The sequence below is a fragment of the Flavobacterium sp. DG2-3 genome, from assembly GCF_030730925.1.
Classification (GTDB): Bacteria; Bacteroidota; Bacteroidia; order Flavobacteriales; family Flavobacteriaceae; genus Flavobacterium.
In genome coordinates this window covers 112,153-138,768 of sequence record NZ_JAVAMB010000007.1, presented here as the reverse complement: position 1 = coordinate 138,768, position 26,616 = coordinate 112,153, and the positions used below count along the sequence as shown (strand labels likewise).

General features: G+C 37.7%; 22 protein-coding genes. 13 read left to right on the top strand and 9 right to left on the bottom strand.

Translation table 11 applies throughout. The features are described 5' to 3' along the window. Positions 1-32 precede the first annotated feature (32 nt). Together Q9Q97_RS11835 and Q9Q97_RS11830 are read left to right on the top strand one after the other, a co-directional pair. Positions 33-944: an alpha/beta fold hydrolase gene (locus Q9Q97_RS11835; protein WP_125721097.1), complete on the top strand. Its 912-nt coding sequence runs from the start codon at positions 33-35 to the stop codon at positions 942-944. Between the two features lie 66 nt (positions 945-1,010). Next, positions 1,011-1,448 carry a Rid family detoxifying hydrolase gene (locus Q9Q97_RS11830; protein WP_125721095.1) on the top strand — a complete coding sequence of 146 codons (438 nt, stop codon included), beginning with the start codon at positions 1,011-1,013 and terminating at the stop codon, positions 1,446-1,448. Positions 1,449-1,451: 3 nt separating this feature from the next. Here the strand turns inward: Q9Q97_RS11830 and Q9Q97_RS11825 are convergent, their stop codons facing one another. Then, positions 1,452-2,411 (bottom strand): AraC family transcriptional regulator, encoded by a 960-nt coding sequence (locus tag Q9Q97_RS11825; RefSeq protein WP_306157215.1) that lies wholly within the window; start codon positions 2,409-2,411, stop codon positions 1,452-1,454. A 111-nt stretch (positions 2,412-2,522) separates the two neighbouring features. Between Q9Q97_RS11825 and Q9Q97_RS11820 the strand changes: the two genes are divergently transcribed. Next, positions 2,523-3,836 (top strand): amidohydrolase family protein, encoded by a 1,314-nt coding sequence (locus Q9Q97_RS11820; protein ID WP_306157212.1) that lies wholly within the window; start codon positions 2,523-2,525, stop codon positions 3,834-3,836. 378 nt (positions 3,837-4,214) lie between these two features. Here the strand turns inward: Q9Q97_RS11820 and Q9Q97_RS11815 are convergent, their stop codons facing one another. From Q9Q97_RS11815 to Q9Q97_RS11795, 5 genes are all read right to left on the bottom strand, one after another. Continuing rightward, complete coding sequence (locus tag Q9Q97_RS11815; RefSeq protein ID WP_306157210.1) at positions 4,215-4,685, bottom strand: hypothetical protein; 471 nt, start codon at positions 4,683-4,685, stop codon at positions 4,215-4,217. A gap of 88 nt (positions 4,686-4,773) precedes the next feature. Continuing rightward, positions 4,774-5,880, bottom strand: a complete 1,107-nt coding sequence (locus tag Q9Q97_RS11810) for a DUF3570 domain-containing protein (RefSeq protein WP_306157208.1) — start codon at positions 5,878-5,880, stop codon at positions 4,774-4,776. Beyond that, the gene (locus Q9Q97_RS11805; protein WP_371878213.1) at positions 5,877-6,770 is read right to left on the bottom strand and encodes an FAD:protein FMN transferase; all 894 of its coding nucleotides are present in this window, start codon (positions 6,768-6,770) and stop codon (positions 5,877-5,879) included. The genes Q9Q97_RS11810 and Q9Q97_RS11805 overlap by 4 nt, the downstream gene beginning before the upstream one ends. A 40-nt stretch (positions 6,771-6,810) precedes the next feature. Continuing rightward, a complete protein-coding gene (locus Q9Q97_RS11800) occupies positions 6,811-7,098 on the bottom strand; it encodes a hypothetical protein (RefSeq protein ID WP_235830940.1) in 288 nt (95 codons plus the stop codon). A gap of 240 nt (positions 7,099-7,338) precedes the next feature. Next, a complete protein-coding gene (locus Q9Q97_RS11795) occupies positions 7,339-7,680 on the bottom strand; it encodes a VIT1/CCC1 transporter family protein (protein WP_306157203.1) in 342 nt (113 codons plus the stop codon). Between the two features lie 330 nt (positions 7,681-8,010). Here Q9Q97_RS11795 and Q9Q97_RS11790 point away from each other — a divergent pair, with 330 nt between their 5' ends. The 3 genes from Q9Q97_RS11790 to hemA all read left to right on the top strand — a co-directional run bounded on the left by Q9Q97_RS11790 (position 8,011) and on the right by hemA (position 10,629). Further along, positions 8,011-8,445, top strand: a complete 435-nt coding sequence (locus tag Q9Q97_RS11790; RefSeq protein WP_125721083.1) for a hypothetical protein — start codon at positions 8,011-8,013, stop codon at positions 8,443-8,445. A gap of 18 nt (positions 8,446-8,463) precedes the next feature. Next, positions 8,464-9,051 (top strand): hypothetical protein, encoded by a 588-nt coding sequence (locus tag Q9Q97_RS11785; protein WP_125721081.1) that lies wholly within the window; start codon positions 8,464-8,466, stop codon positions 9,049-9,051. Positions 9,052-9,324: 273 nt separating this feature from the next. Further along, positions 9,325-10,629, top strand: coding sequence for a glutamyl-tRNA reductase (gene hemA / locus Q9Q97_RS11780; protein ID WP_306157200.1), 1,305 nt, complete (start codon positions 9,325-9,327; stop codon positions 10,627-10,629). Between the two features lie 168 nt (positions 10,630-10,797). Here the strand turns inward: hemA and Q9Q97_RS11775 are convergent, their stop codons facing one another. Together Q9Q97_RS11775 and Q9Q97_RS11770 are read right to left on the bottom strand one after the other, a co-directional pair. Beyond that, on the bottom strand, positions 10,798-12,216 hold the full coding sequence (locus Q9Q97_RS11775; protein ID WP_306157198.1) for an SDR family oxidoreductase: 1,419 nt from the start codon (positions 12,214-12,216) through the stop codon (positions 10,798-10,800). A gap of 12 nt (positions 12,217-12,228) precedes the next feature. Next, positions 12,229-12,912 carry an SDR family NAD(P)-dependent oxidoreductase gene (locus Q9Q97_RS11770; RefSeq protein WP_306157196.1) on the bottom strand — a complete coding sequence of 228 codons (684 nt, stop codon included), beginning with the start codon at positions 12,910-12,912 and terminating at the stop codon, positions 12,229-12,231. Positions 12,913-13,391: 479 nt separating this feature from the next. Here Q9Q97_RS11770 and Q9Q97_RS11765 point away from each other — a divergent pair, with 479 nt between their 5' ends. Beyond that, positions 13,392-13,763, top strand: a complete 372-nt coding sequence (locus tag Q9Q97_RS11765) for a helix-turn-helix domain-containing protein (RefSeq protein ID WP_306157194.1) — start codon at positions 13,392-13,394, stop codon at positions 13,761-13,763. A gap of 1,222 nt (positions 13,764-14,985) precedes the next feature. On the opposite strand, the gene Q9Q97_RS11760 is transcribed toward Q9Q97_RS11765, so the two are convergent. Beyond that, the gene (locus Q9Q97_RS11760; protein WP_306157192.1) at positions 14,986-15,321 is read right to left on the bottom strand and encodes a hypothetical protein; all 336 of its coding nucleotides are present in this window, start codon (positions 15,319-15,321) and stop codon (positions 14,986-14,988) included. 472 nt (positions 15,322-15,793) lie between these two features. Between Q9Q97_RS11760 and Q9Q97_RS11755 the strand changes: the two genes are divergently transcribed. The 6 genes from Q9Q97_RS11755 to Q9Q97_RS11730 all read left to right on the top strand — a co-directional run bounded on the left by Q9Q97_RS11755 (position 15,794) and on the right by Q9Q97_RS11730 (position 26,579). Beyond that, a complete protein-coding gene (locus Q9Q97_RS11755) occupies positions 15,794-16,825 on the top strand; it encodes a LacI family DNA-binding transcriptional regulator (RefSeq protein ID WP_306157449.1) in 1,032 nt (343 codons plus the stop codon). A gap of 425 nt (positions 16,826-17,250) precedes the next feature. After that, the gene (locus Q9Q97_RS11750; protein ID WP_306157190.1) at positions 17,251-18,285 is read left to right on the top strand and encodes a glycoside hydrolase family 43 protein; all 1,035 of its coding nucleotides are present in this window, start codon (positions 17,251-17,253) and stop codon (positions 18,283-18,285) included. Positions 18,286-18,306: 21 nt separating this feature from the next. Next, entirely contained in the window at positions 18,307-19,017 is a 711-nt protein-coding gene (locus Q9Q97_RS11745) for an NUDIX hydrolase (protein ID WP_306157188.1), read from the top strand. Positions 19,018-19,669: 652 nt separating this feature from the next. Continuing rightward, complete coding sequence (locus Q9Q97_RS11740; protein ID WP_306157185.1) at positions 19,670-22,759, top strand: TonB-dependent receptor; 3,090 nt, start codon at positions 19,670-19,672, stop codon at positions 22,757-22,759. Positions 22,760-22,769: 10 nt separating this feature from the next. After that, positions 22,770-24,710, top strand: coding sequence for a RagB/SusD family nutrient uptake outer membrane protein (locus Q9Q97_RS11735; protein ID WP_306157183.1), 1,941 nt, complete (start codon positions 22,770-22,772; stop codon positions 24,708-24,710). Between the two features lie 141 nt (positions 24,711-24,851). Continuing rightward, positions 24,852-26,579 (top strand): glycoside hydrolase family 43 protein, encoded by a 1,728-nt coding sequence (locus Q9Q97_RS11730; RefSeq protein ID WP_306157181.1) that lies wholly within the window; start codon positions 24,852-24,854, stop codon positions 26,577-26,579. Positions 26,580-26,616: the final 37 nt, after the last annotated feature.

Here is a 26,616-nt window from a genome sequence, read left to right as displayed (position 1 = left end):
TTTAAAAAATAACAATTTAAAATTTAGAAAACATGAAAAATTTAATTTTATCAATCGGTTTATTTACAGCAGTCTTATTTAGCAGTGTTTCGTTTGCACAAACAAAGAGAATTCCAGCATCTTATGGAAGGGAAGAGTATATAGAAGTTGAAAAAAATGTAAAGCTTCACGTTACGGATCTTGGCGAAGGTCAGCCAATCGTTTTGATCCACGGATGGCCATTGAGCGATGCAATGTACGAGTATCAGTATGCTTATTTTACACAGCAGGGATACAGGGTTATCGGAATTACTTTGAGAGGTTTTGGATTATCAGACAAACCAGCAGGAAAATACAACTACGATGTTTTTGCAGATGACATTAAAGTAGTCCTTGACAAATTGAATATTCAAAACGCAACAATCGGCGGTTTTTCAATGGGAGGTGCAACTGTGATCCATTATGTTGCCAAATATAAAGCGGCTCATGTTTCCAAATTGGCTTTATTCGGAGCAGCGGCGCCAATATGGACAAAAAGGGCCGATTTCAATTACGGTTTGTGGACTAAAGAAGACGTCGACGGATTAATCAAATTGAACAATACCAACAGACCTAAATTACTGGAAAACTTTGGTCAGATATTCCCAGCTAACGAAACAAGCGTTGCTCCAGGTTATGGCGCATGGTTGGGAACTATTCAGGCACAAGCTTCACCTTATGCAATGGCTGAAGGATTAAAAACTCTAAGAGACAGCGACTTGAGAGAGGAATTGAAAAGCATCACAATCCCCACACTTATTCTTCACGGAAAATTGGACAAAATATGTTCTTATGAATTGGCTGAACAAATGCATTCTCTATTAAAAAATTCTACATTGGTGCCTTTAGAAAAAAGCGGTCACGCCTTATTCATTGAAGAATTGGATAAATTCAACTCAGAGTTATTGAAATTTGTAAAAAAATAAAAATTCAGAAAGAGGTTAGTTTGGAGAAAATTAACCTCTTCTGTTTTTCTTAAAAGAGAATTAGAGATGAAAAGAACAGCAGTATTTTTAGCCTTATTAGTTTTCGCTTCCTGCACTAATACCAAATCCATTGTTTCAGTAAACCATTCCAATCTGCCAAAGCCAATTGGCCCATACAGCCATTCCACCAGTTTTACAGATTTAGTGTTTGTTTCGGGGCAGATTGGCGTTGATCCAAAAACAAACACTTTGAAAAATGGAATTGAAGAACAAACCATTCAGATTTTCGAAAACCTGAAAGCCGTTTTGCAAAACAACAGTTCAGATTTGGACCACATTGTAAAAACCACCATTTTCATTACAGACATCAAGCAGTATGAAGCAGTTAATAAAATTTATGGAAGCTACTTCCACCATCACTTTCCTGCCCGAAGCACAATTGAAATAGTTTCACTGCCCAAAAACGCGAGCATTGAAATAGAATGTATTGCGGTGAAAAAATAAAACTTACCTATTTTTTTGAAAAGCTTTGGGTTTCATTCCGTTATGCTGCTCAAAAACTTTGCTGAAATGGCTCAAATTTGAAAATCCCAATGCATAACCCACTTCGGAAACCGACATTTTATTTTCTTTTAATAAACGGGAGGCTTCCTTCATTCTAAACTTTTGATAATAGCTAAATAAACTGCTTCCAAAAATTTGCTTGAAGAGCCTTTTAAACTTTGATTCGCTCATTCCGATTTGTAATGCCAGGTTTTTAATGACGGGAGGTATATGAATTTCGTTTAAGATCGCATCCCTGGCTTTATAAATTTTCTGGACATCCATTTCATTCAGAACGTGCAAAGTGGGTTTTTCTCTTTTGAAAAGTTCTTTTAACGTTAAACATATTAGTTCTTCAGCTTTTATTTTAAAGAAAAAATCAGACAGTGTATCAGGAATATCAGATTCGATGATTTCTAGTGCCACTTCCTGTATCTTTGGTGAGACAGACTCTTCAAAAAGAATAGGCTGCTCACTGCCGGTAATTTTTTTTAAAATAGCATTGTTTCCATTTGAACCTAAAAGATTGACCAGCATATCGGAATCAATTCCAATAAAAATAGATTTGAATTTAGTTTTGTTTGGATAAAAAGTTTCAATGTTCAGTTTTCCCTTAAAAACCCGTATGGAAGGCAAATCATTTTTCGAGTTTTTGATTTTAGAATTAGGATCTGGAAAAATGGAATTAAAAGAAAACAAGATTCTCTTAAGTGAGTTTTCGCTTCCAAAACGTTTTGTGAGCAGATCATCATTAAATTCATAATTACTTACAATCATGCTTATTGAATTATCCAGCCTAAACCCTCTCAAATAGCCGTTTCCTTTATCTTCCGGAATTGTCAGCATTCCATTAACGACCTCTGAACCAATCAAATCTGCAAAACCTGCCAGGAAACCGAATTCCTTTTTTATATTCAATTCCATAATAAATTAGACCTTTTAGAGCTATTAATGTGTCAAATGTAAATATTTTAACTCTTATTGCGCATGTAACTTTGTCAAAATCTAATTGTAACATTAATTAAAATTAAACAAATGAATACAACAAAAACCACTGCTATTGTTGATGCAATTGTGTTTGATGGCAAAAACGTAATAGGAAAAAAAAATGTAATAATCAGCAAAGGAAAGATCGCTTCAATTTGCGATGAACTGCCCGATGGAGTTGATGAAATAGTTAACGGAGAAGGAGCGACACTTCTGCCGGGACTGATTGATGCACATGTTCATACTTCGGTTGATTCGCTGCGAGATGCCATACAATTTGGCGTAACCACAGAATTGGAAATGCAGGGCGGTATGACAAAAAAAGGCCGTGAACTGCAAATAAAGGATTGCATTGACATTGCCGATGTCCGCTCTTCGGGTATGGCTTTGACAGCCCCCGGCGGACATCCAGATGAATTGATTCCAAAGGAAGAAGGCATTCCGAGCTTTATTCTGAAAAAAATGGAGAAGATGACAGATCAGGAAAAAAAAGATTTTATTGCAGCCTTTGAAGAAAGGGTAAACGAAAACGGCGAAAAACTCGATTGCACCACTATAGAAGGCGCTGTTGAGTTTGTGCGCCAGCAGATGGATAACGGTGCCGATTATTTTAAAATAATGATTGAAGAAGGAACTGTAATGAATTCGCCAGGTTTACCCATGATAAACCCCAGTGTTTTGAAAGCTGCAGTGGATGAAGCCCATAAATTAGGTAAAATCGTCATAGCGCATGCACTAACTGCCGAAGCCGCAAAAACCGCCGTTGAAGCAGGTGTAGATGGATTGGCTCATCTTTTCATCGACAGACCGCAGTGGACTGCTGAACTTATTGAATCCATTGCCTTTAAGGGAATATTTGTAACCCCTTGTCTGGTTCTAAACTCCTCCATCATTGGCAAATCTGCCTGCCATGTGGCTCATGACGAAAGGGTGAATTACAAACTCAATGAAGATTGGAAAATGACAATGTGTTCTTGTTTTAATACTTTTCCTTCGGGCAATATGCAAGACAGTTACCACAATATAAAGGATCTCCATGATGCCGGGGTAGATATACTTGTGGGCACAGACGTATCAGTTCCCATGGCGCATTTGGGAGGTCTTGCCCACGGGGTTAGCGTTCATCATGAGATGCAGTTACTGGTCGAAGCGGGTCTTATTCCCATTGAAGCTTTACGATCTGCAACCTCAGTGATTGCGAAAAGATTCAGCCTGTCAGACAGGGGGCAGATCTTAGAAGGATTGAGAGCAGATTTGCTTTTAGTCAAGGGGGACCCTGCCACAACTATTTCTGACACCCTTTCTATATTAAATGTTTGGAAAGAAGGAGTTGAGATAAACTTAAAAGGCAATGCTATTTGATTTTTGATGGCTTTAGATTTTTAATTTTGAAGCTGTGACTGAAAGTTACTTATGTTTAATGGTATAAGCAAATAAAATGGCGCCAATTGTCTTCAATTGGCGCCATTTGGCTGAGTGACCGTAAAGGACATATTTCGCACCATTTTATGGAGATTTGAAGAGATTGTCTTACTGCAAGTAGGTGCTGTCTTTCATTGGCTTTAAAAATTTGGTTTGGATGTCCTGTTGGGGATTGATGTAAAAAAAGATAAAAAATATTTTCGTCGATTTTACAATTCGTGGCTTATAGTCTTTTTTTAAATTTTATATAACTTTGTCCAGCAATATAATTTAGAAAATTGATATAAAAAAAAGAGGCTCCCCAAAGCCTCTTTTAAATTAATGTTTCCCATTTCCTTTGCCTTTCCCATTTCCATTATGGTTTCCATTATCATGGTGGCTTTTATCTTTATTATTTCCTTTTCCGGGTTTTTGTCCTATTGTTTTTTGAGGTTTTCCTTTATACCCTTTTCCGTATTTTACTTTGTGAGATTTAAAGCTGTCGTAAGGTCTGTCTCCTCTGTAATCAGTCAATACTACTTTGTATTCATTATAAAGATCATAGTTTCTATAGGCTGAAGGCAGTGATCTGGTTCTAACCCATTGTCCGTTATTTAAATAAACATAATTTGACGTACTTACGTCATAATAAGTTTCAAGATCGGGCAGATAATAATAACGAACATCTGAATAACCGGCAGGTCCCCATGCAGGAGGTGTTCCTATATTCACATTTACTGATACCTGAGCCTGAGTGTAGCTAAATGAAAGGAATAAAATTCCGATCAAAAAATATTTTAAAGTTTTCATGATTTTACTTTTTAAGTCATTGAATATATTTCGGTAAAAACAATAAACGTGCCGAAAAGTTTATGTGTTTTTAAGTATTTGATTACGTCTATTTATATTTTATGTTAATGCTGATAATATCAGAAGTCATATTAGTAGTTCTCGCATAATGCCCATAACGAATCTCTAACGTATTCCAATGCTTGAGCCCAAAAATGCCATTAAGAGGCGTGAATTTCATTCCCATCCCAAAGAAACTGCTGTCAAACTTAGACAAATCATAGTTGCTGGTATAATATTCATCCGCTGCTGTATGTTCACCATACGGTTTAAAATACTTCGTTCCCGTTTGAGTATAATACCTGTAAAACGGACTCACTGAAAACGCCTGTGTTAACTTCACCGGAATTTCAAGATCAGCGGTATGAGCTTTTAAACTCCAGTCATCAGTATAATATCTGTAATATGCAGGAATAATTATATTATCCCCAGAAAAATAACTGGCCCTGATTCCAAGTGGAATTTTAAGTCTTGTCTCCGGCATTTTTTCCTGATGAACAGATCCGTCTGCAAAATAAACCCTGTGAAAAGGAAGACTTAAATACCCATTTTGTCTGATAACATCACCTACAAGCATTACCTGCAGGTTTTTGTTTACAACCTGAGAATAACTTAAAGTTCCTGCAAAAGTATTTCTATTAGCGCTGTCATAACCTTCGCTTCCAGGTATACGAAGTTCCACGGGTTCAATTAATTTCAGCTGATCTATAAAGGTTTGAAATTTAGCGGTAAATTCTCCGTTTCTGTCCTTTGTTTTTTGTGAGAAGCTGATGTTTTCTCCAAAAGACTGATAATCAAACTCAGTTGATGATGAAACGCCAATCCCAAGTGTTCTTCCTTTCTCCTCATTTTCTCTCAGATAAGTTAATGAAGGGTAGAAGCGGTTGTCTGAAGATGAAGCAGATGAATTCGCACTCAAATCAATCATATCTGATGAAGCAGAAGTATAATGGTCATTGCCGGCTTCAATATCAAAGGTATGTTTGATCCCGTTTTCACCATATTTTACCAGTTTAACATCAATAGTGTTAGCGATATCAGTAAGATGCTCAGAACCAACTCCTCCTGTAACGGTAGAATTGTTTCCATCCTGTTTATAATAACTGGAAACCAAATTTACCTCTTCGAGTTTAATTTTTTGCTTTGGCCTTTTCATTTCAGGTTAATATTTTTAGAAGTGTAAATTTTATTGTTGTCGTCGATGATAATACAATACAGATCCGGTATCTGATCTATTAAAAACAAGCCGGTTTTAATACCCATAACTGCTATTGGGGTAGCCATTGCATCTGCAAATTCTGCATTTGATGCGATAATGGCCACGCTTTTTATTCCGGTTATTGGCAGTCCTGTTTTTGGGTCAATCGTATGCGAATATTTTTTCACATTAATGGTCACGAACTTTTCGTAGTTTCCAGAAGTTGCCACGGCTTTATTAGAGATTTCCATGTACGAAAATGCCGCATTTGGAGCATCGGGATCCGCCACGCCAATGGTCCATTTTTTGCCATTAGGCTGTAATCCCCAAGTCGAAAGATCTCCGCTGGCATTAATAATGCCGCTCTGCACATTATGTTTTATAAGAATTTGTTTTGCCATTTCAGCAGCATATCCTTTTCCGGCACCTCCAAAACCAATCCGCATTCCTTTTTCTTTGAGAAATACATTGGTCTTTTCTTTGTCCAGTATAATATTTTTATAATCAATAAGATGCACCATTTTGAGTGCCGTTTTTACATCGGGCAGTCTGGTCATTGTTTTGTCAAAATTCCAAAGACTTTTGTCGATACTTCCATAAGAGATATCAAATGCACCTTGTGTAATTCTGGAAATCATGATAGATCTTTCAATGAGATTAAAAACTTCCAGATCTACTTCAACGGGCGCTATCTCTGCATTGTCATTGATCAGATTGGTCTGACTGTCTTCTATATAGGCAGTCAGAAGCCTTTCAATTCTTGTGATTTCTTCAACGGCAAGCGCAATATTCTCATTTCCTGTTTTTTCATTTTCGGCGACAACTGTTATGGTAAAGTTGTTCCCCATGAGTTTTAGGGACTCGGAATATTTTTGGTTTTTAAGCATGTTATTTTCGGCTCTCACAGATCGCTTTTATTTCGGCAGTCCACTGTTCAGGAGTAGTTTCCGGTTTTCCATGCCAGGTTTTAAGTACTTTTCCATCGGCATCCAAAAGAAGCGTTAGAGGAGAACTTCCTTCCTTGTTGTATATTTCGGCTAAATCTTCATTTCGTTTAACCTGCTGTGGTGTTCCGATATTTTTCTTTTTCCTTGGGAAATCAGCATTAACAAGTACCAGATTTTCATTTGCCATCTCTGAGAATACCTGGCTTTCAAGATAATCTCTGCGTGTCACAATGCAGAGTCCGCACCAGTCTGAACCGGAGAAGTTCAATAGGATTTATTCATGTTTTTCTTTTGCCGTTTTTTTTTGCATTATTAAAATCAGGTTCCCAGTTGATGGGAAGCAGGATCATTAAAAGCAATAATGTAATTAGTTTCATTTTGCAGTCTGTTTTAGTTATGTACGAAATAACGCATTGCTGCGATTCTTATTTTTTTAATTGCTTAAGATTCAATTAATTTTTACTCCGCTTCAGGACTGTTTTTTTTTAAGCCATGTGCACCCCGAAACATAACCGACCAAGGCTGAGGCTGCCATGGCAAAAGTTCCCCAGATGCAGATACGCAGTACAGCTTTCAGCGTATGGGATCCCCCGGCCTTAGCGGCCAGCATTATCGATAATGCCAAAAAGAGTATTGAAAAACCGTACTGATACAATACCATTTCTTTTATGGGAGCGAAAATAGCCATCAGCAGGGGAAGCAAGCCTCCGATGATAAAGGATACAGCTGATGCGAAAGCGGCCATTAGTGGATTAGCCTGGGTAATTTCATTGATTCCGAGCTCATCCCGGGCATGTGGCATTATTTTCATCTGAAAAGAGTGCTTCCTGGATATTTACGTTAAAATTTATAATTCAGATTTTAATAAGAACACTTTTTATTGACTTACGCTTTATGAGAGATCTTTGAGATAACTTTCATAAAAGCATAAAGAAAAAGAGTGCGATTTGGCGTCTTATAACATCCGCTGGGATGAACGGAGTCATAGTGATAAATCCTGTGTCAGGGTATCTTAAGCACTGCATGGGGGTTGATTATTATTTAAAATAATTCTAAACTTATATTTTCTTTTTACTTGTTAAAACCATCCTAAAAAAATACCCGTATATAATCTTAAATCTAACCGTTTTAAAAACTACATATGAAAATTGACAAGCACATCAAAAAAGCACTTTGGATTGCAATGGGAATTACGTTCTTATTTTTGGCAATTCTTCTTTTTCACATCATTACTGCCAAACCAGCGGTTTATGACACTCCAAATCTGCAAGTAAGCCGTATTGATTTTAAGGCAGATATCGATTCTGCCCAAGCCAGACAGATCTGCGCTGATTTGAGATCTATTAAAGGACTGACTTCCGATTCCATCATTATTAAGAGAAACGTGGTGGTTTACTTCCACAATAACAGGATCACCAATTCCAAAAAGGTCTATGCCCAGCTGATGGCCAAAAGGCATTACGATGCGAGGCCTTATATACTGCCTGAAAATCTGGCATCTAAAGAAGTCTGTCCCATGGACCAAAACAGTATGAGCTATAAATTGTCTCAGAAAATAAACCATTTTTTTAATTAACCCTTTAATATTATTGTTATGAAAAATTATTCTAAAATTGCCTTAAGCGCGTTATTTCTTTCAGCAGCTGTTTTTACATCCTGCAGTAATGATGATGAAACTCCGGCTCCAGTAAAAGCATCGATATATGAGCGATTGGGAGGCACCAAAATGGTTGCCGATCCTGATAATTCAGGTCAGATGATCGAGCAGGGGCGTCTAAGCTTCCGTAAAGTTGTAAATTCAACTATTGGACTTATCGTTGCCGATATCCAGTCCAATGCATCAGGAAACCTTCAGGCGCATTTCGCGCCCCTTCTGGCCGAAACCGGAACGACCCAAGCTACAAACATTGCAAAATTATCAGATAATCTGACTGATTTCTTTTCATTCAACACCGGAGGGACAAATGCAGTGAATACTTATTCGGGCCTGAGCATGGCAGCAGCCCATAACCCTGCGACAAATCCTCGAATGGGAACAAAATCAAGCAATGCTGACTACACAAAGTTTGAAGGCTATGTAGGAGCGGCAGCCAATGCAAATGGTGTTGCCTCAAACACAGAACTCTACACGGATATTGTAGCGGTTTTGGAATCCTTAAGAACGCCTATCGTTCAAAAATAATAATCTTCCAAAAAAACGCTGCCTTTTATGCGGGCAGCGTTTTTATTTGAAGCGTTGTTTCATTCCAATACAATCATGCATATGCTTAAGGGCTGCCGTTTGTAATTCTAAATTTAGGCTTATGGTATTGGGCGTATTATGATTTGAAAAATTACAGCATGATCCCCGGCATTGCAATTGATCCGATTGTTCACAGCACTTCAGGATGCAATTCCGAATTTATTTTATAAAACTGATCTCCCTAATTGTTGAATCTTTAAGTGAAGTTATCCTATGGAAAATTTGAACCTGTCCAAAAATACCACTTTTTATGCTTTAGGATTAAGCTATAAAAAAGCAGATGCCCTGATTAGAGGGAAATTCAGTTTAGACCCTAAAGGGCAGTCTGATCTGCTGGCACAGGCTAAAGCTGAAGGTATAGATTCATTAATTGTAATTTCCACCTGCAACAGGACTGAAATTTATGGATCGGCTTCTCATCCATATGAACTGATAAAACTGCTTTGCTCAAATACCGAAGGCAGCGTCGAGGAATTTCAGCAGGCCTGCTACATTTATAAAAATAAAGATGCGGTCAATCATTTTTTTCGAGTTGGGGCAGGCTTGGACAGCCAGATACTGGGTGATTTTGAAATCATCAGCCAGATTAAAACTTCCCTTAGCAACAGTAAATCACATGGGCTGGTCAATACGTTTTTGGACCGTTTGGCCAATGCAGTGATCCAGGCCAGTAAAAAAATCAAAACAGATACAGGAATCTCCTCAGGTGCTGCATCTGTTTCCTTTTCAGCCGTACGGTATATCATTGAAAATGTCCAGCAGATAGGCAGCAAAAAAATTCTGCTGCTTGGAACAGGCGATATAGGAAGAAATACCTGCGAGAATTTAATAAAGCATACCAAGAACGGCCATGTTACCGTTATAAACAGAACAAAAAGCAAGGCCCAGGCACTGGCAGGAAAACTCAATGTTATAGTTAGGGATTATAATGACCTGCAGCACGAACTGCAGCAGTCCGATGTTGTGGTGGTGGCAACAGGGGCAGATCATCCAACTGTCTGCAGCGAACTTCTGAATTTAATTAAACCCTTATTGATCTTGGATTTATCCATTCCAAGAAATGTAAACCCGGATGTGGAGAAGCTCCCTGGTGTAAGGCTTATTCATATGGATTACCTTTCTCAGATGAAAGATGAGACCCTGGAAAAGAGAAAACAGCATATTCCAGCAGCCGAAGCTATAATTGAAGAGGTGAAGCTGGAATTTAATACCTGGGTGCAGACAAGAAAATATGCCCCGGCAATACATGCATTAAAATCAAAATTGAATGATATTGCTGCAGGGGAACTGGCTTTTCAGAAAAAGAAATCCATTAACTTTGATCAGGCTCAGGCTGATGAGATAAGTTCGAGAATCATTAATAAAATAACCAGCCATTTTGCAGGCCATTTAAAAAATGAGGACTGCTCAATTGATGAGAGTATTAAGTTTATTGAAAAAGTATTTCAGCTGGGAGAATATGAACCGCTGAAAAAGCATTCACCCATAGAGGAGAAATACAAAATTAATCTCTCTTGATAATCAATAAGTTTTTAAAGTAGTTTTGAATCAGTTTTTTCCAGTTGGAACAATCTTATATCCAGCAGGTCTAAACTGCTTAAAACACTGCGGCGAAATATCTTACTATCCAATAAATATTCTGTATTAATATTGCAGATTAACTCTTCTCAAGGAAGTTTAGGGTTTTCATTTGATTAGTTTATTAAGCATCCCGTTAAAAATGAAACCGTGAAAAGGCAGCACAGCATACCAGTACAATCTGCCTGAAAGCCCTTTAGGCCTGAAAGTTGCGGCCTGATACAAGGTATTATTAATGATCTTAAATTCAAGCCAGGCTTCCCCGGGCAGTTTCATCTCAGCGTATAAAACCAGTTTACCCTGTTTTTTGTCGGCATACACCACACGCCAGAAATCTAAAGCATCCCCTGGAAATAATTCATTTTTATGGGTTCTTCCGCGTCTGGTGCCCACACCTCCGAAAACCTTGTCAATAAATCCCCGCAGATCCCACAGCCAGTTGGCGTAATACCATCCGGTCCCACCGCCTATTGACCAGATTTTTTCAATGGTATATTCGCGGTCTATAATTTCTTTTTTCCTTCTGTCTATATAGCAGCCCTTTTTCGGGACCTTTAAATACCGGCTGATGCCGCCGGTAAACCTGCTGCTGGCGAGCGAATCTTTCCAGCTCGATACAATATCATTCTGCTGTATTTTCTTCAGGGTCCTCTCCAGTGCTTCCCGATATGTCATGGGGCTTATATGAAGCAGGGTATTTATACGATTATCACGGCAGACCACTTCTATTTTCATGCTGCTGACCAGAGCTGATGCCAATTTGTAAGATGTTGATGTAACAAAATAAAGCCAGTAGGAGGATAGTTTCGGGGTCATGACCGGAACAGTAAAAATGTATCGGGTGAGTTTTTTGGCCCTGGCAAACTCCAGCAGCATTTCTTTATAGGTCAAAATATCCGGCCCGCCTATATCAAAGCTCTGGTTGTAGGTCTGGGGATTTAAAAGAGAGCGGGGTAAAAATTCCAAAACATCCGAAACTGCTATAGGCTGGCATTTGGTGTTAAGCCACTTTGGTGTGATCATAACAGGGAGTTTGTCCACCAAATCCCGTATGATTTCAAAAGAAGCGCTGCCTGAGCCTACTATTATACCTGCCCTTAGTGTTGTAGAAGGTATTTCAGTGCTTTTTAAAATATCCTCGACGGCTTTTCGCGAAGACAAATGTTTGGATAAGGATTTGTCATTTACGATCCCGCTGAGATAGATAATCTGTTTTGCCTGCGTACGGCTGAGCCTGTTTATGAAATTATAAGCAGAGACACTTTCCATTTTATCGTAACTCCCTGATGTGTCAGACATGGAATGTATCAGGTAATAAGCAGCGTCTATATCCTCGGGAATATTTTCTAGACTTTGGGCATCAAGAAAATCCCCTTGGACAACTTTTACATTACCCTGGGCTGTATGGGGATAATTGAACCTGCTTTTATCCCTTACGCAGCAGATAACCTGATGTCCGTTTTTTAGAAGAAGCGGCAAAAGCCTTTTCCCTATATATCCTGTAGCTCCGGTCAAAAGAATCTTCATGGTCAGTTTTTATTATATCTTAAAGCTGACAAGCCCGTAATCCATTACAAAAACCTGTCCTGAAATAGAAGAAGCGCTGTCTGAAATCAGATAATCAGCCATTTGGGCCACTTCACGGGCCTGAAGGTAATTTTTCATGGGATGGCGCTCTTTGATGGACTCTTTTATTTTGTCGTTTCTTAAAATAGAGGCAGAAAGCGGTGTCTGGGTAATGGTCGGCGCTACGGCATTAATGCGGACCTGGCCGGCAAGCTCTGCCCCAAGGGATCTCACAAGTCCTTCGACGGCTGCTTTAGATGCTGCAATGCTGGCATGAAAGGGCATGCCGAGTTTTACGGCCACAGTGCTGAACAGCACTATCGACGGGTCAGCTCCCTTTTTTAGGATTGGGAGATATTTCTGGATTACTCTCACGGCCCCCATTACATTTATTTCAAAATCATTTCTGAAATCATCAGCATGCAGACTCTGGAAAGGCTTAAGGCTGATCGACCCCGGGCAGTATATAATAGAATCGATCTGCTGTATATCAGGCAGCGGATCTTTGAGAATATCGGCGCAATGATGGATAAGATTGCCGTGCGATGTGTCAGGGGGTGTGCGGCTTATGTTAAAAACGCAGCTGTTTTTTAGTTTTTTCTCCAAAAGGGCCCTTCCAATCCCTGTGCTGGCTCCTATGATCAGAATTTTTTTCATATCGGGTGGTTTACTCTTTTATCTAAAATGATATAAGCCTAAAGAATTTACTATTTTGCGCTTTATCGGTCTTTTAGGTCAAATTGGGAATAGAAGTAGTAAAGATACAATTTTGTTTAATGTTAATTTATATTTGTTAAACAAATTTTTTCAGTTTCTGCCTTCCTGCCAGCCTGGAACTGATTTGAATCTTATTGCAGCAATGCCATTGGCCAGTGCTGTTTTCCGGACGGCAATTTTACTTACATAATAAAACAGCGGGCAATATTATTTTATAAACAAGCTTTTTTTTTATGTTTTTTTTAAGAAACGTTTAGTTTTAAAAATCGTTTCTTTAATTTACAAGAAGAAATCATACAGCCCTGCTGATTGGACAGAACTGTTCAATCAATGCTCGGATCTGTGGTGTATGGATTTGGAGAAACAGGCTGAGGCATTTAGATTTATCAGTTCGATTTTAACTTAATACAACCTATAGAATGTCTGGAGAAATAAATGAAAACATAAAAAGCATAAGAGAACTCAAAAACTATACTCAGGAATATATGGCCTTCAGGCTGGGCATTACCCAGGCAGGCTACAGTAAGATGGAAAGGAACGGCAGCAGGATCAGCTTTGAGAAATTAGAGGAAATAGCAGTCATATTTGAAATGGATCTGAAAAGCATCATCAATTTTGGCAGCACCCTTAATTTTAAAAGTGCCCTGCAGATTCCGCCGCATGCTTTAACCGGTTCAGGGCTTTTAAATGCTGAATACCTCTACAGGGATAAAATCAGATTATTGGAAAAACTGCTCGATATCACAGACAGGGAGCTGAAAACCTACAAGGATAAATTTGGCTGTCTTTAAGTTTTTTTGGTCAGAGCTGATTTTAGAGGTAATCTATCTGCCGGCAGATATGGTTTTTCAGCAGTGTTCGTTTGTCGATAAATCGGACAGGGCTGCTTTATTTTCAGTGCTTAATTTTTAGATGCCGATGAGCAGTCAGTCTGGCTCGTAATTTAATGCAATATTTAGTCCGTTTTACTGGAATGCGGCAGAGCGTTTGAAAAAACAGCGGATGAGGAATTTAATTCAGCGGGTATAGTATGTATATTAAGGCCTTATGATTATATAGAAACATTTATTTGGAAGATTATGTTTTTATGGACAGCCGTCTTATTGCATGATAAGGCGGTTTTTTTTCTTCAAAATTCAGATTCTAAATCTGCGTCAACGGGGGTAACGGTTCAGCAATAATAAAGAGTATGCAAATTTTTAAAGAGCGATTCTTTTGCAAAAAAAAAATAATGCCGTCTCATTTTGAAACGGCATTATCTGCTTAATGTTTTCCATGGCCTTTTTGATGATCATGGTGCGGGCCGTGTTTTGCTCTGCCAGGCCCCGTCCTGTTTGTAATAGCTCGATACCAGATTAGCTTCCCCGTGCACATCCGGTTTTCCTTCTGCCCTTATCTTATCGGATAATATTACGTTTAAGGCCGATAATGATATTGTTTATAGTATTATGTCCGCCTTATTTACCGATGATAGTTAACATGAGAAAAACTTTAGGGTCTGGGTTTTGATATTATAGAAAAGATTCACGTTTATAAAATAAATTAAGCCGCAGCTGGAGATCGGGGGCTCACTGCCTGCCTTGAGAACTTCAGATTGAAGCTGTAAAAGTTTTGAAATTTTATTTTTTTTATCTGTCTTTATTTTGGATTTTAAAATTTAAAAAAGAAAGCAGGTATTCTTAACCTTTCCCAGCTTGAGCGGGGAAAGTTTTTTTTTTTGCTGATTAATGGAAGGTAAAATACTTTGAGGCTTTTTTGTAAATCGATGAATCCTGCTGACTGCCATTAAAGATGCTGCCGCATCTGGCAGGGTCATCTCCTGAATGGAGCGGCCAGGACCCCGCCTGGGGCTGGAAATCTATCCCTTGTACTTATTTTTATGTAAGCTTTTAATCTGTTGCCCTTATAGATCACATCCGCGCAGGGCATTTAATCCCGGTTTTAAAATTTCCGCTCCGAAGGCTTATGGAAGCGGGAAGGGCCGCCGTCTGACTCGTCTCGTGCCAGTTCATCTTACTGAAGCTCTTCACTGCCGAGCTGCCCGATCTCGAATTCCCTGTTTACGGGATTATCATCATCTTTCTGGATTGTTTCAAAGGCCTCGTCTTCATCCCGTGTGCTTTCAGGCTTGTCGATGTCTGTTTCAAATCCTCTTGAAGGGCGATTCTCCATAAGGTCTTTTTCGATGTCCTTCCCGATGATGTCTTTGGAGCGGGCATCTGATTCCTGGTCCAGGTTCTCCGCGCCATAAGGATTGCTGTCAGCGCTGCTGTTTTTTGGGCCTGCGGCTTCGTTTTGGTAATTCGCTTTGTCTTGTGACGTATTCTGTGCTGTGTCTTGATTTTTCATTTTATTTTTTTTTAAAATTAACTGCTGCTGTTTTTTTTAAGTAATCTGCCTGTAAAGCGGCTGTATCGGCTTTCCGGGCCGTGCCGGGGCTCCGGGCTTTCAGCTTTGCGCCCTGCCTTTTGCCTTTGGGTTTGGATTTTGGTTTTCTGCTTTAGCTTTATTTCATTTCGTTATTTTCTAGCCACTGCACACTGCTTTCCACAGTATCCAATACGGCTCGTGATATAAATAAGTTTTTTATTTGAGTAAAACTAAAAACAACCGATTGCGTTTAGGAAAGAAAAATAAATTAAACATGAAATATTTTTTTAGGAAAAAGAGTGCTTTTTTATTTAGTCTATAATTTTTTGTGATAAATTATATGTATTTGCTATTTAAATATAGATTTGTATTGAATAATGAAAAAATAATACAAGGCTCCAATTCATTTTTTTTTGAAATTATAGTTATATTTACGACTAATTATATAGTAATGGAAGAACATAGACCTGTAACTATTTATGATATTGCAGAGCGACTTAATCTGGCTACATCTACCATTTCAAGAGCTTTGAAGGATCATTATAGCATAAGTGATAAAACAATTAAAAAAGTTAAAAGAACAGCAGAGGAGATGGGGTTTGTTCCCAATACTCTGGCTGCAGGATTAAGAGGCAATAAAGCCAAAACGATTGGTATTTTAATACCTACAATTACACAGCCGTTTTTGTCATCATTAATTAGTGGAATTGAGGTTACTGCCAGAAAATCTGATTACTCAGTGATTATTATGCAGTCGCACGATTCCTATGAAGACGAAGTTAATATGGCTAAATCCCTTTATAGCAGCAGGGTGAGTGGCGTTATTTGTTCGTTAGCCATGGAGACAAAAGATACTTCTCATTTTCAGCAATTTACAAATAATAATATTCCACTTGTATTTGTCGATCGTGTTCCTAAAGGGTATAATACTTTTAGAGTAGTAATTGATAATTATACTGCTGGTTATAAAGCAACAAAACATCTTATCGATCAAGGCTGCACAAGAATTGCACATATGACTGCAGGAGCAGAATTTGGTAATCTTTACAAAGAACGTAAAAGGGGATATCTTGATGCCTTGACAGATCACGGCCTGCAAGTTAAAGAAGAATGGATTATAAATCTTAAAACAATGACTTATGATGCCGGAGTCAAAGCATGTCAAAAGCTGTTTGGTTTAAAAACACAACCGGATGGACTCTTTGCGCCTGGAGATATTCTAGCTGTCAGTGCTGTGCAAACCGCAAAAAAAAGAGGAATCAAGGTCCCTCAGGATTTTGCCGTAATTGGTTTTAATAATGACCCTATATCAGAAATAATTGAACCTAATATTTCGACTATAACGCATCCTGCAGACAAAATGGGTAAGGCTGCGGCAAATATTGTGATAGATACTATCGGATCTCGTAGAGAAGAGGAAGCCAAAGAAATAACTTTTTTAAATACAGAAGTGCTAATTCGGGAATCATCTAAAAGAGCCTGAATTTTTTGAGACAAAGAAAGAAACTGCTGTTGCATTTTATGTAATAGCAGTTTTTTTGGTATAAAATTAGATTTTATATAGCATTACTCCTATATAATGAGTTAAAAATATTAAATCATTATTAAGTGGCAATACTAAATATAGGTTACACTTTGATAAATTATATAACAATCGATTGTTTAGCTAAAATAACCTAAATTACACTCTCTATACTTGTAATATATGAATTTTTTGTATAATTTTACACAACCGATTGCTTATTTATTTTAAATGAATAATTGCTTCATTAAAAAGAATAGCAGTAAGTGTATGTGCTACATTCATTAATCCTTGTTCTCATCTTAAGTAAGTCCTTTCTCAAATAATGTGAGATAATAAGAGGGTTTTAAGAGAAAAGAGTTTAAATTATTTAATAGAACACCACTATGCCTGAAAAAAGCATTGAACATATTAATTTCGAGCAAATTAATGATCTGGCGATTTCAAAGCCTTTAGTATCCCACATTTACACAGCCGATCCTTCGGCGCATGTATTCAATGGAAAAATTTACATTTATCCGTCGCATGATATAGATGCCGGAATTCCGTTTAACGATAACGGAGACCATTTCAGGATGGAGGATTATTACGTTTTTTCGATGGATACGATATCCTATGAAGCTGTGGATAACGGAGTAGCACTTCATGTTGATGATGTGGCTTGGGCCGAAAAACAAATGTGGGCACCCGATGCGGCGCATAAAAATGGAAAGTACTATTTGTATTTTCCAGCCAAACGTGTCAACGGGATTTTTCAGATTGGAGTGGCCGTAGGGGATTCGCCAGAAGGTCCTTTTATACCTCAATCTGATGCTATAAAGGGGAGTTACAGTATTGATCCGGCTGTTTTTGAAGACGAAGATGGCAAACACTATATTTATTTTGGTGGCATCTGGGGCGGACAACTTCAAAAATACCGTAATAATAAGTTTGATGAAGACAACGAAGAACCTTTGGCGGAAGAAAAAGCTTTAGGGCCAATTGTGGCTTTGTTAAGAGATGATATGCTTGAATTTGCGGAAGAACCAAAAGAAATTAAAATTTTGGATGAAGAAGGAAAGGAGATTCTTGCAGGTGATAATAATCGTCGTTTTTTCGAAGCTTCATGGGTTCACAAATACAACGGAAAATATTATTTCTCTTATTCAACAGGAGATACACATTTTATCTGCTATGCGATAGGTGAAAATCCTTATGGACCTTTTACTTATCAGGGAAGGGTTTTAAATCCTGTTCTAGGATGGACATCACATCATTCGATTTGTGAAGTGGAAGGTGAGTGGTATTTGTTTTACCACGATTCGAGTCTGTCTAAAGGAGTAACCCATTTACGAAGCATAAAAGTAACTAAAATAGATTATTTAGAAGCCGGATCAATTGTTACAATTGATCCGTATGGAATAAGAAGGTCGTTTGATTGATAGTGATTTAATTTTGTTTCTATGAAAAAGGAGGAATTGGGAAAACGTAGATGCAATGACATAAGCGGTAAAAATAATATAGAAATAAAGTGCACAATATTCTGTCTTGAAGAGAGAAAGCTAAAGGTGCTCGTTATTAAAAATGAAAGTGATTTTACGGAAGACAAATGGAAATTGCCAGGTGCTTCATTACCTTTAGGAGAGACAATGTTCAAGACAGCACAAAAAATAGTACGAGAATCTATTTTTTCAGATGATTTCTTTTTAGAACAGTTAAAAGCATTCGAATACGATTCTTCTTTGTTTGGAGAGAATGTTTCGATTGGATTTTATGCCTTGGTAAGAGGAGGGGAAACGGATGCCGATAATGAAAACCTGAGTTCGGACATGAATTGGATTGCTGTAAATGATGTGGATTGTCTGGAAGAGAAACATCTACCGATTTTAGACTTTAGTCTAAGGGAACTAAAAAAGAATATGCGTTGCAGTGCAGTAGGTTTTAAACTTTTACCTGAAAAGTTTACCTTGCTTCAGGTAATTCATTTGTATGAGGAGATATTAGGAATCGAAATTAACAAAGTCAATTTTAGAAGGAAGATTTTACAGAGAGGACTAGTTAATGCCTTAGATGAAAAAGAAGAGGGAGTCTCCTATCGAGCCGCAAAATTCTATTGTCTAAATATATTGGAAAGTGATATGCTGTGGAGCACAAAATTCAACTTCAATTTTTGAATACTATTTGCCTGAATTTTTTAAATTGCTTTCAGCTGTGAATATGATAGCTGTAAAAAGTTATTAGCTATGTCCCGCACAATATAAAATGAATCTTTTTATTTCGGATTTGAAAGTGTAGTTAATTTTTTAAAATAAATCTGTTTTTAATTTATGAAACCTTCCATCGCAATGTTGGAAGGTTTTTTTATGGAAAGCAATCGATTGTTTTTATTTTTTATAAAATATGAATAATGATATGATTAATGACTTATTTGTAAGTATTAGTATTTTTCTTAGTAATTACTTGTATTTCTACGTTTTGATAGCTGCTTTTTAAGTCTTTTGAAGTGATAAAAGAAACACCAGATTCTTTTTGTGTTTTCTTTAACAATTTTTATCAAATGATATTTTTTTATCAAGTTTAGCTACAACGTTGTAGTTAAATTTAGTAAATATTCATTTTTTTTTGATTATATATGAGATAAGTATTTTTTTTGAGCCTATTTTTTTTATACTTAATAAAAAATAATTTACACAACCGATTGTTTTTAAAGCATGTTTTGTTATATTTGTAATAAATACACTTATAAAAATACCAAAATACATAGCATGAAAGTGTATAGGAATACTAACTAACAAAAACCAATTTTAATAATTAAATCCATTTTTTATGAATAGTTTTTTTATTACAAGTAAATCGGAGCATCTAAGGAGTTTCGGTTTTTTGATTCTGTTGTTTTTGGTGTCATTTCAAATGAAGGCACAAACAACAGTTACAGGAACAGTTTCGGACGCAAGTGGCCCAATTCCGGGAGTGAATGTTACTTTAAAAGGAACAAAAAACGGGGTAAGCACCGGTTTCGACGGAAACTATCTTATAAATGCTCCTTCAAATGGTGTACTCGTTTTCAGTTTTATAGGCTTCAAAAGCAGAGAAATTAATGTAAATGGGCAAACTAAAATCAATGTCCTTTTAGAGGAAGATTCAAATAACTTAAAAGAGGTAGTCGTTATTGGATATGGTACTCAAATTAAGGAAGCCGTTACGGGATCGGTTGCTTCATTGGGAGGGAAGGAATTAAATGAAGTGCCTGCGGCTAATATTACTCAAGCCTTGCAAGGAAGACTGCCTGGAGTTGAAATGACCCAGACATCTTCTAAACCTGGGGCAGCCATGCAGATTAGAATACGTGGAACCAGATCCCTGACAGGCAGTAATGATCCTTTGGTAGTGCTGGATGGAGTTCCGTTTGCAGGTTCCATAGGAGATATTAATCCTGCTGATATCAAGTCGGTTGATATTCTAAAAGATGCTTCTGCAACTGCTATTTATGGTTCTCGTGGAGCAAATGGTGTAATTTTAGTGACTACTTTAAAAGGGAAAAAAAATCAAAAAGCAACATTTTCATACAACGGCTTTAGCGGAATAAAACAGGTTTTTTCAAGGTATCCTATGATGGATGCCTCTAAGTTCGCTGCACTTCGTGATTATACAGGCTTGTATGTAGATGGTGTTGACGAAAAAAGAAATGTAAATACAGACTGGCAGGATTTATTGTACGGTTCGGGTGAAATGATCAGTCATGATGTAGGTGTTTCAGGAGGAAGTGAAGGCGGAGCTTATAATGCTGGTTTAGGTTATTATAAAGAAGAATCAGTATTGCCCGGACAAAAATATGAGCGTTTTAGCCTAAGAGCAGGATTGGATCAGCAGGTTAACAGATCGATACGTCTTGGATTTAACACCAACAGTAATTTCAGTATAACTAATGGGGATAATATTGGAACAGGAACAGTTTTAGGTACTTCGCCATTGGCGAATCCATACAATGCAGATGGTTCCTTAAAAAGAACAGTAAGTATGGCGGCAGATGATAAATGGGTTTATACTAGACAAACAATCAGAAACCTTGGAGATTCATACGTTAATTTGAATAGGGCTTTTAGTTCTTATAACAACATTTTTGCTGAGGTTAAAATTCCAGGAATCGACGGATTGAAATACAGACTTAATACAGGGTTAAATTTCCGCACCTCTAATGCAGGATATTATGAGGGACAAGGGGTTTTTGACGTTAATCCTGCAACATTGTCAAATGCGGCAATCACGAATGGATGGTCTACTCAGTGGCTTTTGGAAAACTTAATAACGTATGATAAGACTTTTGCACAGAAACACACTATAAATTTTGTCGGATTGTATTCAAATGAACAATATACAGGTCAGAGTTCCCGAGTGACTCGAAACGGAATTACTTCTGATGCCTTTCAGTTTTATAATTTAGGACAGAGTGAAGAGGAAGCTGTAATTAATCCGACAGATCAGGATTACACCCAGTGGGGATTAACATCTTATATGGCAAGGTTAATGTATTCTTATGACAACCGCTATTTTATATCGGGGACGGTGCGTTCAGACGGTTCATCAAGATTATCTCCGGGAAACAAATGGGTGACTTATCCAGCAGTATCTGCAGGATGGACAATTTCGAATGAATCATTCCTTAAAGATGTTAAAAATATTAGTTTATTGAAATTAAGAGCAGGATATGGAGAAACGTCAAATCAGGCAGTTGCTCCTTATGCAACCCTTGGGGCATTAAGTACAAGACCTTACAATTTTGGAAGTACTAATTCAACAGGAGTTTACGTAACAGAATTGCCTAATCCTAATTTAGGATGGGAGTTTTCAACTACCTGGAACTATGGTTTGGATTTTGGATTCTTTAACAACCGTTTATCGGGTACAGTTGAATATTATAAAACAAATACGAAAAACCTGCTGCAACGCGTGGGATTGCCAGCAACTTCTGGAGTAAGCGGTTATGTAGCCAACGTAGGAGAAACACAGAACAAAGGGTATGAAATATCTTTGAATGGAGTTATTCTTGATAATCCTAATGGGGTAACATGGTCTGTGGGAGTTAATTTTTACAGAAATGAGAACAAACTTGTTGCTTTAGCATCAGGTGCCAGTCGTGACGAAGCAAACAATTGGTTTGTCGGATATAATATAAATTCAATCTATGATTATGAAAATATTGGAATCTGGCAGGAAGGCGATCCTTATATGTCAATTTTAGAACCTGGACCAACCGGAATTAACCAACAGGGAACAGTAGTAGGATCAATCAAGGTTAAATACACGGGAGAGTATAATGCTGATGGCTCGCCAGCTCGCGCCATTAATGCAAGCGACCGCCAGATTATCGAAACTGATCCTGATTTTCAGGGAGGCTTCAATACGAATCTTACATACAAAGGATTTGATTTTAATGCAGTAGGCGCTTTTAAAAGCGGTGGAGTGCTGATTAGTACTTTGTACGGAGGAGCAAGTTACTTGAACTTATTAAACGGACGTCGCAGCAATGTGGATGTTGATTATTGGACTCCGGATAACAGAGATGCAGAGTTTCCTAATCCGCGAGGCATCAGAAGTGGCGATAACCCTAAATACATGTCAACAATGGGATATTTTGACGCTTCTTATGTAAAAATTAGAGCACTAACTCTTGGTTACACTATAGATCAGAACTTTACAAGAGGGTTGGGGATTGATAAACTAAGACTATATTTTACAGCCCAGAATCCATTTGTTTTATTTTCTCCTTATCATGACAAATCTGGAATGGATCCTGAGACAAATTCATTAGGTGATGAAAATCAGGCAGTAGCCTCTTATCAGAGAAGATTCTCTGTTATTGGTACTAACACACCTACCACCAGAAATTATTTATTTGGACTTAATTTAACATTCTAATCACATAGCTATGAAACGATATATTTTTAAAAATGTAATTATAGGATCTGCCATTTTACTTTTAGCAAGCAGTTGTTCTGATATATTGGAGGAAAAACCTCATGATTTTTATGAACCAGGGTATTTCAAAACAGAGCAGGGAGTTAAACAGGGATTGACCTCTCATTATGCACACTTACGTTGGATTTATGGTCAGGCTTATTTTTATAATGCCTGCCAGACTGGAACAGATGAAGCTACGTATGCACAAAGTGCTGACGGGAATTTTAAAGACCATGATTTATCAGGTGTTGGTATTATTAATCCCAATTCAAGTCGTTCAGACGTTTTATGGAATAACTCTTATTATGATATCAATACCGCAAGTGGCATTATCGAAAATGGAGCAGCAGTTGGAGTGGCGAGCAGTTTAATTGCCGAGTCTAAATTTTTCAGAGGGTTTGATTACTTTCTATTGGTACAGACATTTGGAGGAGTGCCAATGGATTTAGGGGCAGGGGAATTAAAGTTTAACAGTAAACCTTCAAGATCTTCTAAACGCAACACAGTTCCTGAAGTATACACCAAAGCTATTTTTCCAGATTTAATTACGGCAGTTAAGGATCTTCCTGATGCACCTCGATTAACCGGTACTGTAACCAAAACCGTAGCAAGATTATTTTTAGCAAAGGCTTATCTTACCTATGGATGGTGGCTCGAAAACCCAAATAATATTCCAACTTATCCGGATAGTCCAAGAACAGATCCTGATGGACATAATGCGCAATGGTATTTTCAACAGGCTTATGATCTGGCCGTAGAAGGAATAAATAATCCGGGATCTTACGGATTGCTTGATTCTTATTACGATGTTAATGCGGGAGCAAATGACAGAAATAAAGAAGTAATGCTTTTTGCTGATCATACACAGGAGAGTGAATATTATAATGGAGCCAGCCTTACTTATGGCAGCGGTGGTGCCCCAGATAATTTTGCAGGATGGATGGTAACTTGGAATTATACTGCTATCAGAAGCAAAAACGGAACGGCAGCTGTTTCCTCGGTACAAAGAGAAGCAAATCAGTTTTTAGGGCGTCCATGGACAAGAATGGCTCCTCCTATTGAAGTTTTCACCAACACTTTTGCAGATAAAACAAATGATTCCAGATACGACGGAACATTTGCCGCAGTTTTTAGAGGGAATTGGAATCTTCAAGGAACAGGTCTTACAGAAGTAGCAACGCTGACCAATGCGAATGGTTTAACGATTAAACCGGGAGATGCTGTTTTAACATTCCTAAATGATGAACCGCTAACGGCAATTACTTATCCTTCAGGACAAGGAGACAGTGGAGTTGGAGCAGGAGTTTTGCCGGGAAGAGCAGATTATGTGATTTCTCCAAAAGGTATCAGCAGAATTGTTTATCCGGGTTTCTGGAAATTAGGGCCTTACAGAACAGATAATGCTGGAGGACTAGGGCAGCCAAATGCCGGAAGCACAAGACCTTTCCCGGTAGCAAAATTCTCAGAATTGTACCTTGTTGCAGCCGAAGCAGCGGTAAAAGGAGCTACAGGATCTTGGAGCGCCAGATCGCTTGTAAATGTATTGAGAGCCAGAGCAGGAAAATGGAAATGGGATAATAATGGAAATACGGCTAAAATACAGGATAACAGTGCAGCAATGACAAGCGCAACTCCAGCAGTAATTGATATTAACTATATATTGGCAGAACGTTCTCGTGAATTTTTTGGCGAAGGATACCGCTGGTATGACTTAGTGAGAACACAGAAATGGAATGAAATAGCTGGCAAATATTCTATAGGAGGTTCTAATTACGGACAGCATACGCCTGAAGTTATAACCAGAACTATTGATCCACATCATTATCTGAGACCTATTCCGCAAGGACAGCTGGACGGTATGGAAATGTCTGCTGACGAAAAAGCAGCTTATCAGAATCCAGGATATTAATTTGATTTATTAAACTAGCATTCATAATAGCGTTAATCTTACAAGCAGCTTCTATTAAGATCTAAGTTAGTTTGGTTGGGGCCGGGAGCCATGCTCTCGGCTTTTTACTATTCTTTAAAATATTTATCAATAATAATGAACATGAACATTAAAAGAGTATTTTTTTTAACTGCAGCCATACTGCTGTGCTCACTGCTTTTGCAGGCGCAGAATAGCACAAAAAAAATAAAAAATGGCAAGCCTCCCATTTTTTTAAATGTTGTATACAATGGAGATGACCGGATTTATAAAAACAATCCGCTAAAAGAAGATGAGTTTTATTCTCCAATTCTTCAGGGATGCTATCCCGATCCAGCCATTACCCGAAAAGGTGATGACTACTATATGGTATGCTCTTCATTTGCCATGTTTCCTGGAGTGCCAATTTTTCATTCTAAAGATTTGGTAAACTGGACTGATTTGGGTGGGGTATTAAATAAAGTTTCAGAGTTTAATCCTCATGATACAGGAATTAGTGCTGGAGTTTATGCACCTGGAATTACTTATAATCCACATAATGATACTTTCTACATGATTGTTACTGCTTTTACAGGAGGCTTAGGAAATATCATTGTAAAAACTAAAGATCCTAAAAAAGGTTGGGGAAGTCCAATTAAATTAGCTTTTGACGGAATAGATCCGTCTATCTTTTTTGATGGCAACGGAAAAGGTTATGTAGTGCACAATGATGCTCCTGACAAAGGAAAAGAGCTGTACAATGGACATCGTGTAATCAAAGTTTGGGAATATGATTTGGAAAAAGATCAGGTAATTCCGGGAACTGATAAAATTATTGTAGATGGCGGAGTTGACCTTTCTAAAAAACCAATTTGGATAGAAGCTCCTCATTTGTATAAAAAAGACAACCATTACTATTTGATGTGCGCTGAAGGAGGTACAGGAGGAAATCATAGTGAAGTTGTCTTTATTAGCGATAGTCCAAAAGGGCCTTTTAAGCCAGCATCTAATAACCCAATTCTAACACAGAGATATTTCCCTCAAAACAGACCAGACAAAATAGATTGGGCTGGACATGCAGATTTAGTGCTTGGCCCGGATAATAAATATTACGGCGTGTTTTTAGGAATTCGTCCAAACGAAAAAGACAGAGTAAATGCAGGACGTGAAACCTTTATGCTGCCGGTAGACTGGTCAGGTACTTTCCCTGTTTTTGAGAACGGTTTAGTTCCAATGGTACCAAAACTAAAAATGCCAAATGGTGTTGTAAACAAAACCGGAAAAGATGGTTTTTTCCCTAATGGCAACTTTACATTTACAGAGAATTTTACTTCAAAAAAATTAGATTACAGATGGATAGGATTGCGTGGACCTAGGGAACATTTTAGTTCTATTGTTAAAAAAGGATTGCAGATTAATCCATTTCCGGTTAACATTAAAGAATTAAAACCAACCTCTACCTTATTTTACAGGCAGCAGCACAATACTTTTTCTTTCACGGCTACATTAGATTATAAACCAGAATCAGAAAAAGATTTGGCAGGAATAGTATGTCTGCAGAATGAAAGGTACAATTACGTTTTTGGTATCACTAAGAAAGGGAAAGACACCTATATATTGTTGGAAAGAACAGAAAAAGGGCAATCGGAAATTGTGTCAAGTGCAAAAATAGAAATGAAAGGCTCTGTACGCCTGCAAGTTAAAGCAGCGGGAGATAATTATCAATTTAGCTATGCTTTGAATGGTGGCGATTTTGAAAATCTGGGAAATCCGGTTTCAGGAGATATTCTTTCAACAAATGTCGCTGGCGGATTTACAGGTGCTTTGGTAGGATTATATGCCACTTCATCGAATAATTCACATCCAAAATAAAAATTTAAAACTCCCATTTATTTTAATTTAAAAAATG

Coding starts and splice junctions, on each gene's coding strand:
- Q9Q97_RS11765 (WP_306157194.1), top strand. CDS start 13,392: ATGTCTGGAGAAATAAATGAAAACATAAAAAGCATAAGAGAACTCAAA.
- Q9Q97_RS11775 (WP_306157198.1), bottom strand. CDS start 12,216: ATGAAGATTCTTTTGACCGGAGCTACAGGATATATAGGGAAAAGGCTT.
- Q9Q97_RS11835 (WP_125721097.1), top strand. CDS start 33: ATGAAAAATTTAATTTTATCAATCGGTTTATTTACAGCAGTCTTATTT.
- Q9Q97_RS11755 (WP_306157449.1), top strand. CDS start 15,794: ATGGAAGAACATAGACCTGTAACTATTTATGATATTGCAGAGCGACTT.
- Q9Q97_RS11825 (WP_306157215.1), bottom strand. CDS start 2,411: ATGGAATTGAATATAAAAAAGGAATTCGGTTTCCTGGCAGGTTTTGCA.
- Q9Q97_RS11745 (WP_306157188.1), top strand. CDS start 18,307: ATGAAAAAGGAGGAATTGGGAAAACGTAGATGCAATGACATAAGCGGT.
- Q9Q97_RS11820 (WP_306157212.1), top strand. CDS start 2,523: ATGAATACAACAAAAACCACTGCTATTGTTGATGCAATTGTGTTTGAT.
- Q9Q97_RS11770 (WP_306157196.1), bottom strand. CDS start 12,912: ATGAAAAAAATTCTGATCATAGGAGCCAGCACAGGGATTGGAAGGGCC.
- Q9Q97_RS11760 (WP_306157192.1), bottom strand. CDS start 15,321: ATGAAAAATCAAGACACAGCACAGAATACGTCACAAGACAAAGCGAAT.
- Q9Q97_RS11795 (WP_306157203.1), bottom strand. CDS start 7,680: ATGAAAATAATGCCACATGCCCGGGATGAGCTCGGAATCAATGAAATT.
- hemA (WP_306157200.1), top strand. CDS start 9,325: ATGGAAAATTTGAACCTGTCCAAAAATACCACTTTTTATGCTTTAGGA.
- Q9Q97_RS11830 (WP_125721095.1), top strand. CDS start 1,011: ATGAAAAGAACAGCAGTATTTTTAGCCTTATTAGTTTTCGCTTCCTGC.
- Q9Q97_RS11785 (WP_125721081.1), top strand. CDS start 8,464: ATGAAAAATTATTCTAAAATTGCCTTAAGCGCGTTATTTCTTTCAGCA.
- Q9Q97_RS11740 (WP_306157185.1), top strand. CDS start 19,670: ATGAATAGTTTTTTTATTACAAGTAAATCGGAGCATCTAAGGAGTTTC.
- Q9Q97_RS11790 (WP_125721083.1), top strand. CDS start 8,011: ATGAAAATTGACAAGCACATCAAAAAAGCACTTTGGATTGCAATGGGA.
- Q9Q97_RS11735 (WP_306157183.1), top strand. CDS start 22,770: ATGAAACGATATATTTTTAAAAATGTAATTATAGGATCTGCCATTTTA.
- Q9Q97_RS11805 (WP_371878213.1), bottom strand. CDS start 6,770: ATGGGGAACAACTTTACCATAACAGTTGTCGCCGAAAATGAAAAAACA.
- Q9Q97_RS11730 (WP_306157181.1), top strand. CDS start 24,852: ATGAACATTAAAAGAGTATTTTTTTTAACTGCAGCCATACTGCTGTGC.
- Q9Q97_RS11750 (WP_306157190.1), top strand. CDS start 17,251: ATGCCTGAAAAAAGCATTGAACATATTAATTTCGAGCAAATTAATGAT.
- Q9Q97_RS11810 (WP_306157208.1), bottom strand. CDS start 5,880: ATGAAAAGGCCAAAGCAAAAAATTAAACTCGAAGAGGTAAATTTGGTT.
- Q9Q97_RS11815 (WP_306157210.1), bottom strand. CDS start 4,685: ATGAAAACTTTAAAATATTTTTTGATCGGAATTTTATTCCTTTCATTT.